Source organism: Serratia grimesii (assembly GCF_900186025.1).
In the GTDB taxonomy this organism is placed as follows: domain Bacteria; phylum Pseudomonadota; class Gammaproteobacteria; order Enterobacterales; family Enterobacteriaceae; genus Serratia; species Serratia grimesii.
Genome location: NZ_LT883155.1, coordinates 4704863 through 4720342, shown reverse-complemented (window position 1 = coordinate 4720342; position 15480 = coordinate 4704863). Strand labels below are relative to the sequence as shown.

Sequence of the window (15480 nt, the reverse complement as noted above, 5' to 3'; positions counted from 1 at the left end):
CGCATGCGGTGCCCCTACCGGCTAATTTCTCTCGCAGGGGCCAACACGTTGGCCCCTTTTTTATCCCTCGTCATTCGCCACTACTTCCACGTCGATGTGCAGCGCGTCGTAACGCCAGTACTCCAAATCACAATCAATCACCCGATCGTGCTGATCGCGGTTAACCCGGGTAATAAATAGCGCCGGGCTACCGTAGGTCACTTTCAGCATGTTTGCGGCTTCTTGCGGCAGCAGTGTCGGCAGCATATCGAAACGAACTCGCCCATAACGAATCCCATAGTGCTCGGCATACAGCCCTGTAAGTGATTGGGTTAAGTCTTCGTCCAAAATACCGGCAAAGTAGGCGGGATTGAGGTAATGCTCGCAGTACAGCACTGCGCGGCCGTCGATATAGCGTAGCCGCCGAATGCGATAGACCTCGGTGCCGGGCGGCAAAGTGAGCTTTTGACTCAAGGCTGCACACAACGGCACGGTAGCTGCGTCGATGACCTCAGTATGGGCATCACGCCCCTGTTGCTGCGCCATGGCATGAAAATGGCTGCGTTGTAACGGGTTATACACCAGGCGAGGCGGCGAGATAAACCAGCCACGTCTGACCTGACGGTAAATCACTCCCTGCGCCTCCAACTGGCCTAGCGCTTCCTGCAGTGTAATGCGGGTGGTAGAAAACTGTTCGCTCAGGGCTCTCTCGGAAGGCAGTTTGCCGTCGGCGTTGAACTCCCCTTCGGCGATACGGCTAGCCAGAGTCTGGCAAATGGTCGCCACGGTTGTTGTTCCTTCACTCATGCAACAGTTGCCCCATTTCAGTGCTTATCGCCCCAGTTAAGGTAGACCAGAGGAAGCTTCGGTGACGTCCGAACGCAATAAAAATGCTGCTTTTTTAGACTGACATATAATTATCACATTCGTCCGTTAGATTGGCTTGGTTCTTGCTGGACTAGTCCAGCGCCTCTACACACTACCACCCGGAGCATCAGTTATGAAACGTTTGTGCGCTTCTGTGTTAAGCAGTGCCATTGTACTGACCAGCCAGATGAGCTGGGCCGCGGATACCGATCTGGCGGCGCTGGAGCAGGCAGCTAAGAAAGAAGGTGAAGTTAACAGTGTCGGCATGCCGGACAGCTGGGCAAACTGGAAAGGCACCTGGCAAGACTTGTTGAGCAAATATGGCCTGAAGCATGTCGATACCGACATGAGTTCGGCACAGGAAATCGCTAAGTTCGATGCAGAGAAGGGTAACGCCACTGCGGATATTGGTGATGTGGGCGCAGCATTCGGTCCGATTGCGGTCCAGAAAGGCGTGACGCAGCCGTACAAACCGTCTACCTGGGCTCAGGTACCGGACTGGGCGAAGGACAAAGATGGCCACTGGGCGCTGGCTTACACAGGCACTATCGCTTTTATTATCAATAAACAACAAGTAAAAGAGATCCCGCATAGCTGGGCTGATCTGCTGAAGGGAACTTATCAGGTCACTATCGGTGATGTCGGCACTGCCTCACAGGCGGCAAGCGGCGTATTGGCAGCTACTTACGCCATGGGCGGCAATGAGAAGAACCTGAAGCCGGGCCTGGAATTCTTCGGCAAGCTGGCTAAGGCAGGGCGTTTGAGCCTGACTAACCCGGTGATCGCCTCGCTGGAAAAAGGCGAAGTGCAGGTTGGCGTGGTATGGGACTTTAACGGCCTTAACTACCGCGATCAGATCGACAAGACCCGTTTTGAAGTGTTGATCCCGTCTGACGGCTCCATCACTTCTGGCTATACCACCATCATCAACAAGTACGCCAAGCACCCGAACGCTGCCAAGCTGGCACGTGAATACATTTTCTCTGACGCTGGTCAAATCAACCTGGCACGCGGCTATGCTCGTCCGATCCGTGCGGAACATCTGACACTGCCGGACGATGTTAAAGCCAAACTGCTACCAGCAGAACAGTATAAAAATGCCCACCCAATCGCCGATCCGGCTGCCTGGGAACAAAGCGCCAAAACGCTGCCGCGTCAGTGGCAGGAAAATGTCATTATGTTTATGCAGCAGTGAGTTAAACCATCATGAAAACGATCCTCGTGCTGTTAGACGGTCTGAACTATCAGGTGGCGCATGACGCTATGGGCTATCTGCAGGCTGAATGTGCGGCAGGACGCGGACGGTTGTATCAAGTGGAGAGCGAGTTACCCTCGCTCTCCCGACCTCTGTATGAATGCATCCTCACCGGCGTCCCGCCAGTGGAAAGCGGTGTAGTGCATAACCAGGTGTCGCGTTTGTCGCATCAGCAAAGCGTGTTCCATTACGCGCGTGCTGCTGGCCTGACGACCGCTGCGGCCGCCTACCATTGGTTCAGTGAGTTATATAACCGTACCCCGTTCGACGCTGCCCGCGATCGCCATACCGATAATGCTGAGTTACCGATCCAGCACGGCCATTTTTATTATGACGACCGCTACCCGGACTCTCATTTATTTGACGACGCCGAAAGCTTACGCCGCCGTCATCAACCCGACTTTTTACTGATCCACCCGATGAACATCGACGACGCTGGCCATCGCTTTGGTCTGTCTTCGCCGCAATACCGCAATTCGGCACGTCATGCTGACGGTGTGTTGTCGCGTTATTTGGCAGACTGGTTGGCTGAGGGGTATCAGGTCATGGTCACCGCCGATCACGGCATGAATGACGACCGCAGCCACGGCGGTGTCTTGCCTGAAGAACGTCAGGTGCCGCTGTTTGTCTTTGGCAGTGCATTCAGCCAGAACGATGCTAACCCGCAGCAGACCGACCTGTGCGGAACGTTGTGTGAGGTGCTGCAAGTGGCACACGACAAGCCGCGCTGTCGTGCGTTGTTGGTATAAGGGCGCATAAAATGAAAGCTAAGTGGATTGCCGCGCTGTGCCTGCTGCCGTTCATCCTGTTGTTCGGCGCGTTCCAAATCGCACCGCTGGTATGGATTGCGGTCAGCAGCTTTTTCAGCCAGAGCAGTGGCTGGGGGCTGGGCAACTATGTTGATGTGCTGACTTCGCCGTTCTACTTGCAGGCGTTTCAGTTCTCGTTGGAAATTTCCCTCTGGTCGAGCGTTTACGGCTTGTTGATCGCCCTGGTGGGCAGTTACTCACTGCGTCAACTGGGCCAGACACGGTTCCATGATTTTGTGATGTCGTTTACCAATATGACCAGCAACTTCGCAGGTGTGCCGTTGGCGTTCGCCTTTGTCATCTTGCTGGGGCTAAATGGTTGCCTCACGCTGTTGCTCCGTAAATACGGTTTGATGGAGGGGTTTAACCTTTATTCCAAAACCGGGCTTATCGTGTTGTACACCTATTTCCAGATTCCATTGGGTGTCCTGTTGTTGTACCCGGCATTTGACGCATTGCGTGAAGATTGGCGCGAATCAGCGTCGTTGCTGGGTGCCAGCCCGTGGCACTATTGGCGGCATATTGGCCTGCCGGTACTGGCACCGGCATTGATGGGCACTTTCGTCATTCTGCTGGCCAACGCCCTGGGCGCCTATGCCACGGTATACGCACTGACCACCGGTAATTTTAACGTCATACCGATCCGTATTTCGGCATTGGTGGCGGGGGATATTTCCCTCGATCCTAATCTGGCTAGCGCGCTGGCGATGCTGCTGGTGGCGATGATGGCGTTCATCACCTTGATTCATCAATGGCTACTGCGTCGGAGCTACCTCAATGCACGCTCATAACGTTGTGGAGGGCCGACATGTCCCGTTTTGAAACCGGTTATCACCGTGTGGTGAGCTGCTTACTGTTGCTGATCCTGCTGTTGCCGCTGGCGGCGACGCTGATTTATGCACTGGCCACCCAATGGGGCGCAACCATCCTGCCGGATGGCTTTACCCTGAAATGGTTGGTCGCGTTGTGGAGCGATCCGCGCTTCCTGTTGGCGTTGTGGCACTCGCTACTGATCTGTTTCGGCACCCTGGTGCTGGCAGTGGTGGTGATTTTGCCGATGATGTTTGTCATTGCTTACTACTTCCCAAAATTAGATGCCGTGATGAACGTGCTAATTTTGTTGCCGTTCGCTGTCCCACCGGTGGTGTCCGCCGTCGGGTTGATGCAACTGTTTGCCACCGATCCACTGCCGCTGCTCGGAACGCCGTGGATCCTGATCGGTTGTTACTTCGCCATTGCACTGCCGTTTATTTACCGTGCCGTCAGCAACAACATGCAGGCGATTAACCTGCGCGATCTGATGGACGCTGCCCATCTGTTGGGTGCCAGTACCTGGCAAGCCGCACTGCTGGTGGTGCTGCCGAATTTGCGCAAAGGCGGCATGATTGCCGTCCTGCTGTCATTCTCTTTCCTGATTGGCGAGTTTGTTTTCGCCAACCTGTTAGTGGGCAGTCAATATGAAACGCTGCAGGTCTACCTCTATAACATGCGTAATGGCAGCGGCCATTTCACCAGCGCACTGGTCATTTCTTATTTCGCCGTGGTGCTGATCGTCACCTGGTTGGCGAATTTGCTGAATAAAACTAAGGGTTAACCGCATGGCTTATCTCAACGTCACCCGACTCAATAAACACTACGGCCAAACCCAAGTGTTTCAGGACATCGACTTCACCGCTGAGGAAGGGGAATTTGTCACGCTGCTCGGCCCGAGTGGTTGCGGGAAATCCACGCTATTGCGCTGCCTGGCTGGGCTGACGTCGGTCGACAGCGGACAGATATTGTTGCAAGGTCAGGATCTGGTTCCAATGCCGCCGCAAAAGCGCGGTATTGGCATGGTGTTCCAGAGTTATGCGTTGTTTCCGAACATGACTGTTGAGGGCAACGTGGCGTTTGGCTTGAAAATGCAAAAGCTGGGTGGGGCGCAAATCCAACAGCGGGTGCAGGAGGTCCTGGCGCTGGTGGAGCTGACCGAGTTAGCCAATCGTTATCCGCATCAGCTTTCCGGCGGCCAGTGCCAACGGGTGGCGCTGGCGCGCTCGTTGGTGACGCGTCCGCGTTTGCTGCTGCTTGACGAGCCACTCTCGGCACTGGATGCCAGGATCCGTAAACATCTGCGTGAACAGATCCGTCGGATCCAGCGCGAACTGAACCTGACGGCGATCTTCGTCACCCACGATCAGGAAGAGGCGCTAACGCTGTCGGATCGCATTGTGCTGATGAACAAAGGGCAAATCGTGCAAAGTGGTGATGCAGAAACCCTGTATACCCAGCCGGCCGACGTCTTCGCCGCCGGGTTTATTGGCAACTACAACCTGCTGAGTGCCGAACAGGCGTCGGTTTTGACCGGCAGCCCATACCACGGTAAGGTAGCTGTTCGTCCCGAATCCATTGGCATACTCCCAGCAGGGCAGGGAATTGCTGCGGTTATCCTCAACCACAGCCTGCTGGGCAACGTAGTACGTTATCGCGTGCAGGTACGTGGTGTTGAACTGCTGGTGGATGTGCTTAACCGTTCAGTGGCTGATTTGCATGCTGACGGTAGCGAAATTGGACTACACTTAGAAACTGTTACATTACGGGAAGTTGCATGACATTTTCACGCTGATAAGCGGGATTTCTCTTCCCCTAAGCGGCAGTCTGCAATCCGTTGCCGCTTTCCTGCTTTATTCACGCCCGGCAGGCAGGATAGCCTGCTATCCCCGTCGCTTTTCATGCTGTAGGTGTGTTGACTGCGCGGTCTCACCCTCAGGTACTTTCTTGAATAAGCTCCTGAGGACTTCTCCGCTGGCCATCGTCTTGCAGCCAAAGATTAAGCGGGTATAGCTTTTATTTACTCCTGCTGGCGTTAATGGAGCGTATTTTCCGTGTTGACCCTTCTTCACCTGCTTTCCTCTGTGGCGCTGTTGGTGTGGGGCACCCACATCGTGCGCACCGGGATCATGCGGGTCTACGGCGCTAATCTGCGTCGGGTATTGAGCGACAGCGTGGAGAAAAAACCGCTGGCGTTTGTTGCCGGTATTGGCGTAACCGCGTTAGTGCAAAGCAGTAACGCCACCGCGCTGCTGGTTACATCTTTTGTCGCGCAGGGGCTGGTGGGGCTAACGCCTGCACTGGTGATTATGCTCGGCGCCGACGTCGGTACTGCGCTGATGGCGCGAATACTGACTTTCGATCTTTCCTGGTTATCACCGTTGCTGATCCTGGTCGGCGTATTTTTGTTCCTCAGCCGCAAACAAACGCGGGTAGGCCAAATGGGCCGGGTGTGCATTGGTCTCGGGCTGATTGTACTGGCGTTGGAACTGATCGTCGCTGCAGCTACGCCAATCACCCAAGGGGCTGGGGTGAAGGTGCTATTTTCATCACTGACCGGTGATGTGATGCTGGATGCCCTGACCGGTGCGTTGTTCGCTATTATCAGCTATTCCAGCCTGGCGGCGGTATTGCTGACGGCGACGCTGACGGCATCAGGCGTGATCTCGTTGAAGGTAGCTCTGTGTCTGGTGATCGGTGCCAATCTTGGTAGCGGCCTACTGGCGGTGATCAATACCAGTGGCCAGAATGCGGCCGGGCGTCGGGTAGCGCTTGGCAGTCTGTTATTTAAGCTGATCGGTTGCGTGCTGGTGTTACCCTTTGTCTCTTATCTGGCAGACATCATGACCCGGCTGCCAGGAGAGAACGAAGAGCTGGTTATCTATTTTCACGTTTTTTATAACCTGATCCGTTGCCTGGTGTTGATCCCGTTAGCGGAACCGATGGCGCGTTTATGCGAAACGTTGATCGCGGACGTGGCCGCCGATGATCCCCGATTGCGACCGCGACACCTCGACGCCAGCGCGCTGGATACGCCGACGTTGGCATTGGCCAATGCGGCGCGAGAAACCTTGCGCATGGGAGACGTGGTGGAACACATGATGATTCTGCAGCGCGAAGTGCTGCACGGTAAGCAAGGGCAGGATAAAGAGGTGCGGCGGCTCGACGACGATGTCGATGTACTGTATACCGCCATCAAGCTGTATTTGGCGCAGATCCAGAAGGAGGATTTGGGCGAAGAAGATTCCCGCCGCTGGGCTGAAATCATCGAGATGGCGCTTAATCTGGAGCAAGCGGGCGACATTATCGAACGCATGGCCGGTGATGTAGGGGCGAAATCACATGCGGCTCGGCGCGCGTTCTCGACGGAAGGCTTGGCGGAATTGGACGCATTGCATGAGCGGCTGATCGCCAATCTACGGCTCGGCCTGTCGGTGTTCCTGTCGGGTGATGTTACCAGCGCCAAGCGGTTGCGCCGTTCAAAACATCGTTTCCGCATTTTGGACCGTCGCTATGCGCATGCGCACGTTGACCGTCTGCACCAACAAAACGTACAGAGCATCGAAACCAGTTCACTGCATCTTGGGCTGCTGGGGGATATGAAACGCCTGAACTCACTGTTCTGTGCCGTGGCGTATAACGTGCTGGATCAGGATGAAAAGGATGATGAGCGTGAATGGGAGGATACGCCGAGCACGCTGTAAAAAATGCCCCCGGTTTAGCCGGGGGCATGACTCAGGTTAATTACCGTAAACTACTTACCTGAAAAGACGCCAGCCTTAGCATCGGCAGCTTGGCTATTGCCGTAGCCGCCGATCGGCGTTTCCAGGTTCACCACGCTTTTACCCGCGATACCCAACAGTCCGCCGACAGAGGCTGCGGCATCAAGATGGCCGCCACCCTGATAGCGATTGCCTGTCACATCCTGCTGTTCAAGCTTACCGTTACCCAGAGTTACTTCGCCTTGTTGGCTGCGGATTTCGCCGCCGGTCAAATGGGTCGTGCCCTGAACATTCAGTGCCACGTCATTTTTTCCGTTAATGGAGGATTTCACGCCAACTGCATCGTTATTGACGACATCGGCGTTCACCTTGAATTGGCCTTGCAGTCCGGCAGGACCGGTCAGGCTCTCCTTGGACTTGTTGCCGAGGAAGCGAGCGCCGCGATCCCATAGTGGTGCCTTTTCTTTTTCACCTACCAAGGTTTCCGGTAGAGTGACCTTACCCCCGTCGGCCTTGCTGAAACTGACGGCTCCGGTGGTATCCTGCTTCGGATCGAGACGACGAGCCACGCTGTTGTACTTGTCAGTGGTGGCATCCGCAATCTTGTCGATACCGCCTTCCAATTTCTCTTTCACTTTACCGGCATAGCGCGGCGTACCCACTTTGGACAACTTGGAGGTGATACTACTGGCTGGATCATTGGTGTGGTTAAGACCGACATCCACATTGACCTTCACGCTGCTCTCGCTATCTTTGCGGCTCTCGACATGCAGATCGCCGCCAATATTGCCTTGTACACGGTCAGCATTGACCTGAGCACCGGCCAAGGTGGTATCTTTGCCACTGTTGAGCGTCACTTCTCCAGCACTGATCACGCTATTGCCTTGGGTGGTTTTTTGTAGTTTATCCACGCCGACCTTCACCCCAGCCCCCAGAGTATGGGTGTCGCTGCCGCTGGTGGCGTCGATCTTGCCGTTTGCATCCTTGTTGAAAGATTGGCCGCCTTTAGCATTAGCCTTCAGCCCCAGATTCCAGTTGTTTTTCTGTTCCTGGTTTTGTGTCGACTCCAATATCACGCCACCCTGTTCGGCGTTCAAGACGACACTGCTGCCTTTGATCTCGGTCCCCTGTAGATGTAAAGCCTGCTCGTCTTTGCCCTTGGCGGTAATGTTTACGGCTCCGCCGCTGGTGATTTTACCACCTTGCTGGGTTGTGGAAGATTCATCCACTTTGGCGATATCAAATGCACCACCGAAGGAAATGCCACCCGCGCTCTTTTTGTCATTATCGGTGCTGTTACCGCCGATATCGATATTGCCAGACAGCGTATCGTCCTTGCGTGTCTGGTGTGATTTTGCCGCTTGCACCGCGACCTTATCACCGGCTTTCAACGTGATGTCGCCCTGACTGGTGACATTGCTGCCTTGCAGCGTCAACCCACGACCGGCCTCCAGCTCCACGCCTTGTTGGCCGCCGATGCTGCTGACCTGTGCGTTGCTGCTGTCGCTTTCACCCACGCTGCGACCGCCGCCCAGCCCACCGCCGAAGTTTTTGGTTTCCGGAGTGGATCCGCCTTTGGCCGACACTTTGACATTGAAGTCGTTGTGGCTTTCATGGCTGCGATCGGTCGCCTGGTCGAAACGGATGTTGCCGTTTTCAGCCGTCACCTGCGCTTTACCCGTGCCGGCATCCAGTGAAATCCCCTGATAAACGGCGTCTTGCTTGACGTTAATGTTGATGCCATTGGCTGCGGTGATACCGCCTGTGACCGCCTGATTGCCGGTGTTTTCACTGCGTTTATTACCGCCGTCACCTTTGGCATCGACGTTAAGATCGTTACCGGTGTTGGTATAGACACGAACGTTGGCATTGCCGCGAGTGTCACGTTGGCTTTCCTGTTGGCTGTTTTCCGCTGCTTCGCTGCGGTGGCTGTCCGCTGCCAGCGTCACTGCGCCTTGGGTTGCCTGATATTTTGTTCCACGATCCAGCAGTTCACCGGGGGTTTTAACATCAATCTCGCCAGCGGTAATGGTGCTGACTACGGCTTGTGAGCTGCTGCTACTTTTCTCACTGGTACCGCCGTTGGCACCGACATCGATGCCCACATTAGGTAAGCCGATGCTGCCAATATCATTAATCGCACCGTTGACGTCCAACTTGGCCACCTTACCCACGGCACGCTCTACAGGGCGGCTGATAGCGCTGTAATCCACGTTGGCACCGATGTCTACACCGACATCTGTTTTACGGGTGCTGCTGCTTTCGCTGTCGGTGGCGGCCAGATGGGCAACGCTGTTGGCATTTTCCTGATACTTACCGCCAACCTGGTGTTGCGCACCTTGCTGAGTCAGCTTGTCTTTGGCATTAATCGTCAGATTGCCTTTGACGTCGCTGGCTGATGTCACGGCTTTACTGTTTTGCGCGTGAGTCTTGCTGTTCTCATAACCCCCTTCGATACCGGAACCGACTTTGTCGATACCGCCGGTGTAGTAGAACCCTCCGCCAACTTTGGTTTGTTCAGTGTCGCTGGTGGTTTTGTTCTCCGCCGCCAGGAAGGAGACGTTATCGCCGCTGATGCTGGCGTCACCTTGGGTAGTTACCAGTTTGGATCCGCTGAAGGTGACGTCTTTATCTGCTTTCAGCGCTACGCTGCTACCGCTCAATGTCGACGACTGTTGCTCATTGCGGGTGGTTTTTTCATTGTCGCTGGTGTGTTCGATGCGGAAACCGGCGCGGTATTGCTTATCACCTTTCTCATTGGCATAGCCGTTAATGGCGAGTGCGGTTTTCTGTTCATCAATGCGTTGTTGCTGTTCCCCAGAACTGACATTGATATTGCCACCGGCGTTGATGTCGAGCTTACCGGTACTGGTCACCTTGCTGCCTACCACATCCGTATCTTGTTTACTGACCAACTGCAGGTTGGTATCGGAAACCAGCTCACTGGCGGTGGATTGTTGATGGCTGTTATTGGACTTCTGCGAACTGCTGGTGATGTTGAAGACGGTGCCGGTACGGGCATCAACCTTATCAACCGTGGTGCTGAGGGCATTGTCGATCCGCAGGCCGCCTGAAGTGGCTTCGACAAAACCACCTTGCTTACCTCTTACTTTGCTGCCGGTAATGGTTACGCCCTGTTGACCGTTCAGTCGCAGAGTACCGTCGGCGGTCAATTCGGAGGCGTTACTGACTTCGCTACGGTTGCTGTTGTCTTGGTTATTGCCACCGCCAATACCACCCCATGAGGTTTTGTTGTCACGAACGGTCTTCGCATTGGCAGTCTTTTGTACGTTGATATTGATGCGATCGTTGGCGTTTGCCGTCAAGTTACGTCCCGCATGCGCTTTGGCTCCCTGGGTCTCCAGCATGTTGCCAGCCGTCAGCGTCAGATCGCCACCGGCACGTAAGTCGCTGCCCTTCAAACTTTCGGTTTCGTTGCTGTTGCTCCAACTGCCGGTGCGTAGACTGGAGGTATGATTACGCTGATACCCCCGTTCGCTGGTTTTATCCCGCTCGACCAACCCGCTCAGCTGTACATCGCGCTTGGCTTCGATGTTTAGCGCGTCGCCTGCCGTAACACTGGCACCCAACAGCTTCACATCCTGTTCGGTGGCGGTCAGCGTGGCATTTTTGCTGGCGTTGATGCTGCTGCCGGCTTGTTGATGCTGCTCATTTTCACGGGTGACATCGTATTGCCAAGAGTAGAACCATTGATCGTTGGTGTGGCCCTGAGTCTGCTTTAATTGCTGACCGTCGAGCGTCAGATTGGCACCTTGTAATTTGACCTCCTCGCCACGAATATCGGTCGCAGTCAGGTGGTTGCTGTTATCAGCCAGCAGACTGATGTTTTTGCCTTTGAGCTCAGTACGGACCAGTTTTTGGCTAGTGCTGCGGTCGTTGATATAGATACCGCCGCGATAGTTTTGGTAGTTCTCACCGCTGTTGCGGTTGCTGCTGTCATCACGAATCTGGCTTTCTGCACGGATGTCGTAGGCTTTCACCCGGATCTCATCGCTGCCCAACAGTTTGCCTGCCAGTTTCACGCCGCTGCCGGCCGCCGTGTTGATGATGTTGATGCGCCCGGCCTGCATGCTGCCAAGATAGTAGCTGTCCAATGCACTTATCGGTTGTTCGCTGCTGAGCACCTGCGCATCGCGCGATACGCGGTTATGTCCGCTGATGGCGTTGATATCCGACACCATTTTCCCGCTTTTCTTATCGAATACCGGGGTGACAATCACCTCACCGCGGCTGTCGATGCGCGGTGCGATCAAATCCAGCACGCCACCGGCGTTCAGTGTGCCGTCCAGACTCAGGGTGTTGCGATTGCCCAGGGTGCTGTAACCCTGCAGCATGCCATTTTCCACCAGCGGGTTACCTACCACCAGTGATGAACGGCTGGTATTGATAAAGCCGCAACCACTGCAACTGATCCCATTCGGGTTGGCCAACACATAGTCGGCTGCCATACCAAAAATTTCTTGCTGGCCATGTAACAGAGACGGGTTACGGCTGATAACTTCGTTAAGGATGACGCTGGCCTCACGGCCCGCCAGATTGGGGTTGGCACCCAATTGGCCTGCCAGCTGAGACAGCCCTGCGTCGAGTGAGTTATTCAGCACTGCACCGGGTTGGTTAACATTGAAATCCTGATATTGGTTGTGTGACAACCCGTGATCATTGGGCGTCACAATATTGACTACCTGCGCACCGTTACCCGCAGTGGAAACACCAGGGCCGTTAGCTCCGTTAGCCGCCACGATCTCTCCGGCATAACTGGCGCTGAGTGAGGCGAGAATGATCGCCAGTGAAGCGGCCAACTTACCCGCCGCCGAAAGCCTGAAGTTATTATTTTTCATCCATGTATCTCCGTATATCGCTGTGTTACTGCAAAACTACTGATTAAAATGTGTACGAGAAGCGTGCCAGCACCTGGATCGGATCGTCCGGCATTGCGTGGCTGGACAATAACCAACCACGGCTGGCTTCGACGTCGAGAGTCGCTCGCTGATAGCGAAGGGTGGCACCGGCACTCAAACCGGCGCTGCTTTGCCAGCCCGATGGCCGATTGTCACGCGGTAGCACCCGGCCGACATCGCCGCCGATGCGTGGGGTAAGCGTGCTTTGGCCCAGGTTGAAGCTGCGGGACAAGGTATTTTGCAGATACCAGCCGTTATCGCCGGACAACGTGCTGCGACTGAAGCCACGGATCGCGCTACGGTCTGTCAGGCTGAGCCATTCCACACCGGGTAAGCGATCGCGACTGTATTGCCCGTACAGCAGGTGACTCAGCTGGTAATTGGAGCCGGCCAACGTGAAACGTTGAGTGAGGTTGGCGAACAGCTTGCCTTTGGTAAATTGAGGATCGGGTAGCCCGGTACCGCCGCGACGGTCGGCACCAAACCAAGGTAAACCTTGCTCTACGCTAAGGTTGGCGCTGATCAGGCCGCTGGGTAAGATTTGCAGATGGTTGACCCCTAGCTCGAACAGACTGAGCGTCGGGCTACCGAGGTTGATACGGACGGTGTCAAAATAGTTGTTAATACGCTTATGGGTCAGCTGACCGCTCAGAGCGTTAATCTGATCGCGATCGCGGTAGAACACATAATCGCTGCGCAGGCCATATTGTTGGGTCTGGCCGTGCAGTTTATAGCTGTTGAACACCAGTTGTTGGCGGTTCATGTATTGTGAATAGCTGGCAAAGCCGCTGAAGGTAAAAGCACCGTAGGGTAGGGAATAGAGCAGGGTATAGGCGCGATTATAACGTTGCGACGGATCTTTCAGCGTACCGGCAACATTGAGACTCACAAAGTCTGACAAGCCGAATGGGCTGTCGAGCGTTGCCGTGCTACGTGCCAACCACTGGCCGGTATTTTTTTGGCCGTAATTGTCTAGTGTGGCTGATAGCAGCCAAGGCTTGGTATGTCGGTTTTGCAACCGAATAATTGAACCGCCGGTTTGACTGCCCGGTAATATATCTAATCGGGTTTTATTCGATTGCAAACGATTGGCTTGATCCAACCCCTGATCAAGTTGGGTTAATTTCAGTGGTTTCCCTTCCAACCCAGGAAATAATAATTGGCTGTTAACCCAGCGATCGCCGCCTTCTATTTTCTCGATAAATCCTTCGGTAACCCGTAGTCCTAACTCTCCTTCAGCAGTGGGGCGAATAAATTGTACGCGGGCAGTGATATAGCCTTTATCAAGGTATAAACGGGTTAATTCGCGCGTCAGCAGGTTGATGTCATTACTGCTGATACAACGCTGTGGTAGTGCGGTCAGCGACGCCAAATCTTTCTCTGACAGTAAGATAATACCCTGCAGATACACCCCGGCGATTGGCAAGCATTGGGCAGATCGCGGTAGAGCGGGTACAGCAGGCTCGGGCTCTGCCAGTAATTGCTGCTGCTTAAGCTGTTGGTAGCGTCGTTGTTCTATCTGTTGATTCACTTCACGCGTACCGTCTTGCAGGGCACGACGTGATTCACCCATCGGCGAGAAATGTTCCATTTCCGGCAGGGTTGCAGCAGGTATTGCGGTGCTGAACAGCATCACCAGGGCAGCGGTTTTTTTAATCATTACAATCCATTATGAGAAGCCGAAAAACGGCCAACTCAATCCATGAGGTCAATAAACGGACGGCCAGCAGCCGGCCCGAAACAGCGAGCGACGATCACATTGCGGGGTTCTTTTTTGCTTGTGGCAAATAAGAATGTGGGTTTTTATTTTTCTAAATAATAATTAGTCTGCTTGTTTTTATTTCTAATAAACCTGCGTTTATTAATCACAAGGAGGTAATTAAAAAAGTAAATTAATTGTTTTTCCCGCTCTTGTCGTTATAGGCGGTTATCGGCAGTTATAAGAAGAATCTGAGTTTTTATTTATCGGTGGGATAATAGAGGATGGGGATTATTCTGACAATCCGACCAGTGGGAAATACGAAATTTCGTAGAAAGATGGGGCGCAGTCATTTGCGCCCCGGAGTGAAATTATTTTTTGTTGATCGGCCGACCGGACCAGTAACCCGCCAGCAGCGAACCGGACAGGTTATGCCACACAGAGAACAGGGCACCCGGCAGTGCAGCCAGTGGTGAGAAGTAGATTTTGCCCAATGTGGCCGCCAACCCGGAGTTTTGCATACCCACCTCAATCGCCAGCGTACGGCAGGTGGACTCGTCAAAGCCAAACAGCTTGCCGCCCCAGTAACCGCTCAACAGCCCGATGGCGTTATGCAGGATCACCGCGATGATCACCACCAGCCCAACCGAGGCGATATGACTTTGGCTGCCTGCCACTACGGCACTGATGATGGCCAAAATACAGATCATCGACAGCGCCGGCAGGATAGGCTCAATACGTTTGACCGTTTTGGTGAAGGTGTGATGGACGATCAACCCCAGACCGATAGGGATCACCACGATCTGCAGAATACTGAGTAGCATACCCATGACGTCGACGCTGATCTCGGTATCAACGTATAAGCGGGTCAGCAGTGGCGTTGCGAAGACGCCGACCAACGTAGAAACCGCTGAGATGGTCACGGACAGCGCAACATCGCCTTTTGCCAGATAGATCATGACGTTGGAAGCGGTCCCGCTGGCGACGCTACCGACCAACACCATGCCAGCGGAAAGATCCGGTGGCATATGGAACAGCATCGCCAGCAGCCAGGCCGCCAGAGGCATGATCAGGTAATGCAGAAAGATCCCCGCCGCCACTGGACCAGGACGAGATAACACGCGCTTAAAGTCATCCAGCCGCAGCGTGACGCCCATGGCGAACATAATCAGCATCAGCAGCGGGCTGACGAAGGGGCCGATACCGGTAAAGGTGGTGGGTGTGAAGTAGGCGGCGACGGCGAGCAACACCGCCCACAGGGGGAATAATCGGGTAAATTTTGCCAGCATGAATGAGGTTTTCCTTAGCCAAATAGAACGATGGGGTGGAGTTGTGTTTTTTTGCGAGTTCAGCGGACTGAACCCCTACGGTTATGAACTGATTTTTTAGATGTAGGGGCGCAGCATGCTGCGCCCGCAAG

10 protein-coding genes are annotated in these 15480 nt (G+C 54.4%); 6 read left to right on the top strand and 4 right to left on the bottom strand.

Features of this window, described 5'->3' with window-relative positions; translation table 11 throughout:
• Positions 1 to 60 precede the first annotated feature (60 nt).
• On the bottom strand, positions 61 to 786 hold the full coding sequence (locus SGBXF1_RS21980) for a UTRA domain-containing protein (protein ID WP_061807771.1): 726 nt from the start codon (positions 784 to 786) through the stop codon (positions 61 to 63).
• A gap of 193 nt (positions 787 to 979) precedes the next feature.
• On the opposite strand from SGBXF1_RS21980, the gene SGBXF1_RS21975 reads away from it, so the two are divergent.
• The 6 genes from SGBXF1_RS21975 to SGBXF1_RS21950 all read left to right on the top strand — a co-directional run bounded on the left by SGBXF1_RS21975 (position 980) and on the right by SGBXF1_RS21950 (position 7424).
• The gene (locus SGBXF1_RS21975; RefSeq protein ID WP_061807772.1) at positions 980 to 2041 is read left to right on the top strand and encodes an ABC transporter substrate-binding protein; all 1062 of its coding nucleotides are present in this window, start codon (positions 980 to 982) and stop codon (positions 2039 to 2041) included.
• Between the two features lie 11 nt (positions 2042 to 2052).
• Positions 2053 to 2850, top strand: coding sequence for an alkaline phosphatase family protein (locus tag SGBXF1_RS21970; protein WP_037416057.1), 798 nt, complete (start codon positions 2053 to 2055; stop codon positions 2848 to 2850).
• 11 nt (positions 2851 to 2861) lie between these two features.
• Entirely contained in the window at positions 2862 to 3701 is an 840-nt protein-coding gene (locus SGBXF1_RS21965; RefSeq protein ID WP_037416061.1) for an ABC transporter permease, read from the top strand.
• Between the two features lie 17 nt (positions 3702 to 3718).
• Positions 3719 to 4504, top strand: a complete 786-nt coding sequence (locus tag SGBXF1_RS21960) for an ABC transporter permease (protein WP_186427551.1) — start codon at positions 3719 to 3721, stop codon at positions 4502 to 4504.
• Between the two features lie 4 nt (positions 4505 to 4508).
• Positions 4509 to 5501, top strand: a complete 993-nt coding sequence (locus tag SGBXF1_RS21955) for an ABC transporter ATP-binding protein (protein WP_186427550.1) — start codon at positions 4509 to 4511, stop codon at positions 5499 to 5501.
• 273 nt (positions 5502 to 5774) lie between these two features.
• On the top strand, positions 5775 to 7424 hold the full coding sequence (locus SGBXF1_RS21950) for a Na/Pi cotransporter family protein (RefSeq protein WP_186427549.1): 1650 nt from the start codon (positions 5775 to 5777) through the stop codon (positions 7422 to 7424).
• A 50-nt stretch (positions 7425 to 7474) separates the two neighbouring features.
• On the opposite strand, the gene SGBXF1_RS21945 is transcribed toward SGBXF1_RS21950, so the two are convergent.
• The 3 genes from SGBXF1_RS21945 to panS all read right to left on the bottom strand — a co-directional run bounded on the left by SGBXF1_RS21945 (position 7475) and on the right by panS (position 15349).
• Positions 7475 to 12301 (bottom strand): hemagglutinin repeat-containing protein, encoded by a 4827-nt coding sequence (locus tag SGBXF1_RS21945; RefSeq protein ID WP_186427548.1) that lies wholly within the window; start codon positions 12299 to 12301, stop codon positions 7475 to 7477.
• Positions 12302 to 12344: 43 nt separating this feature from the next.
• Positions 12345 to 14021: a ShlB/FhaC/HecB family hemolysin secretion/activation protein gene (locus SGBXF1_RS21940; protein WP_186427547.1), complete on the bottom strand. Its 1677-nt coding sequence runs from the start codon at positions 14019 to 14021 to the stop codon at positions 12345 to 12347.
• A 410-nt stretch (positions 14022 to 14431) separates the two neighbouring features.
• Positions 14432 to 15349, bottom strand: coding sequence for a ketopantoate/pantoate/pantothenate transporter PanS (gene panS / locus SGBXF1_RS21935; protein ID WP_186427546.1), 918 nt, complete (start codon positions 15347 to 15349; stop codon positions 14432 to 14434).
• Between the last annotated feature and the right edge of the window lie 131 nt (positions 15350 to 15480).

What these genes read in the sequence shown, in the direction of transcription:
- SGBXF1_RS21980 (WP_061807771.1), bottom strand. Translation starts at nt 786, where the DNA reads ATGAGTGAAGGAACAACAACCGTGGCGACCATTTGCCAGACTCTGGCT.
- SGBXF1_RS21975 (WP_061807772.1), top strand. Translation starts at nt 980, where the DNA reads ATGAAACGTTTGTGCGCTTCTGTGTTAAGCAGTGCCATTGTACTGACC.
- SGBXF1_RS21970 (WP_037416057.1), top strand. Translation starts at nt 2,053, where the DNA reads ATGAAAACGATCCTCGTGCTGTTAGACGGTCTGAACTATCAGGTGGCG.
- SGBXF1_RS21965 (WP_037416061.1), top strand. Translation starts at nt 2,862, where the DNA reads ATGAAAGCTAAGTGGATTGCCGCGCTGTGCCTGCTGCCGTTCATCCTG.
- SGBXF1_RS21960 (WP_186427551.1), top strand. Translation starts at nt 3,719, where the DNA reads ATGTCCCGTTTTGAAACCGGTTATCACCGTGTGGTGAGCTGCTTACTG.
- SGBXF1_RS21955 (WP_186427550.1), top strand. Translation starts at nt 4,509, where the DNA reads ATGGCTTATCTCAACGTCACCCGACTCAATAAACACTACGGCCAAACC.
- SGBXF1_RS21945 (WP_186427548.1), bottom strand. Translation starts at nt 12,301, where the DNA reads ATGAAAAATAATAACTTCAGGCTTTCGGCGGCGGGTAAGTTGGCCGCT.
- SGBXF1_RS21940 (WP_186427547.1), bottom strand. Translation starts at nt 14,021, where the DNA reads ATGATTAAAAAAACCGCTGCCCTGGTGATGCTGTTCAGCACCGCAATA.
- panS (WP_186427546.1), bottom strand. Translation starts at nt 15,349, where the DNA reads ATGCTGGCAAAATTTACCCGATTATTCCCCCTGTGGGCGGTGTTGCTC.